At 75.1% G+C, this 1,086-nt stretch carries 1 protein-coding gene, 1 pseudogene and 1 riboswitch; the gene and the pseudogene both read left to right on the top strand.

Going from position 1 to position 1,086, the window contains the following annotated elements; all coding sequences use genetic code 11:
- A pseudogene (locus H5J30_RS37265) lies at positions 1 to 114 on the top strand (anthranilate phosphoribosyltransferase); the annotation flags it as partial.
- Positions 115 to 237: 123 nt separating this feature from the next.
- Positions 238 to 355: riboswitch (SAM riboswitch) on the top strand.
- A gap of 195 nt (positions 356 to 550) precedes the next feature.
- Positions 551 to 1,086: aminotransferase class V-fold PLP-dependent enzyme (locus H5J30_RS35145; protein ID WP_181791848.1), on the top strand; the 536-nt coding region annotated here is incomplete at its 3' end.

The raw sequence follows: 1,086 nt of genomic DNA, 5'->3' as shown, positions 1-1,086 counted from the left end.
GACGGCGCGCTGCCGGACCGGATCGCGGCGGGGATCGTCCGGGCCGCGGAGTCGATCGACTCCGGCTCGGCGCTGCGGGTGCTGGAGCGCTGGGTCGCGGCCAGCAACCGCTGAGGCGGGCCGGAGGCTTTCCGCTCCGGGCCGCTCCGGGCCGCTCCCGGCCGATTTCCGGAGAGTTGCGGACAGTCCGGGCAACCGGGTTGCGCCGCGGCTCTCCGGTGCGCATACTCCTGACCAGGTCACGAGCGACAGCGATCAAGGCCCCGGCCCGCTGTCCGGCAACCCTCCGTCCGTGGCGGGGTGCCCCGGGTGATGACCGGGCCGCAGGCAGCGAGGTCTGCGGCAAGCGCGGACCCCTCGCGAATCCAGGGGTCCTGGTCCGCCGAGGGAGTACCGCCGTGAGCAAGCGAATGCGCTAGGGGCCTTTCCGCCCCGCCGCCGCTGCGCGCACATTCCACCGGGTATCCGCCGGGCGTCGCGCGCGTCTTCTTCCGGGTCGTACGGGCCCGTCTCCACCCTGCATCTCCACGCCTGCTCACGGGAGTTACGCATGTCCGCGTCCACGCTCGCCTCCGCCTGTCTGCCCGTCCTCGGCCGCGAGGTCCGCGCCCCGCTCGTCACCGGCGGCGACGCCGAGTACGCCGCCCTGGACTACGCCGCCAGCGCCCCGGCGCTCCAGCGCGTCTGGGACGACGTCGCCGCCTACGCGCCGTACTACGGCAGCGTGCACCGCGGCGCCGGCTACCTGTCGCAGCTGTCCACCGAGCTGTTCGAGTCCAGCCGCGCCACGGTCGCCGGGTTCCTCGGCTGCCGCCCCGACGACCAGGTCGTCTTCACCCGCTCCACCACCGACTCGCTCAACCTGCTGGCGACCGCGCTGCCGCCGGGGACCGAGGTCTACGTCTTCGAGACCGAGCACCACGCCGCCCTGCTGCCCTGGCAGCACACCGGGTCCGCGGCCGGCCGCGTCACCGTGCTCGCCGCGCCCGGCAGCCCCGGGCAGGCCGTCGCGGCGCTGGACTCCGCGCTCGCCGCGCGGGTCGGCGACGGTCCCGCGCTGGTGTGCGTCACCGGCGCCTCGAACGT

Source organism: Streptomyces phytophilus, from assembly GCF_013870535.1.
Taxonomy (GTDB): domain Bacteria; phylum Actinomycetota; class Actinomycetes; order Streptomycetales; family Streptomycetaceae; genus Streptomyces; species Streptomyces phytophilus.
This window is presented reverse-complemented; position numbering and strand designations above follow the sequence as displayed.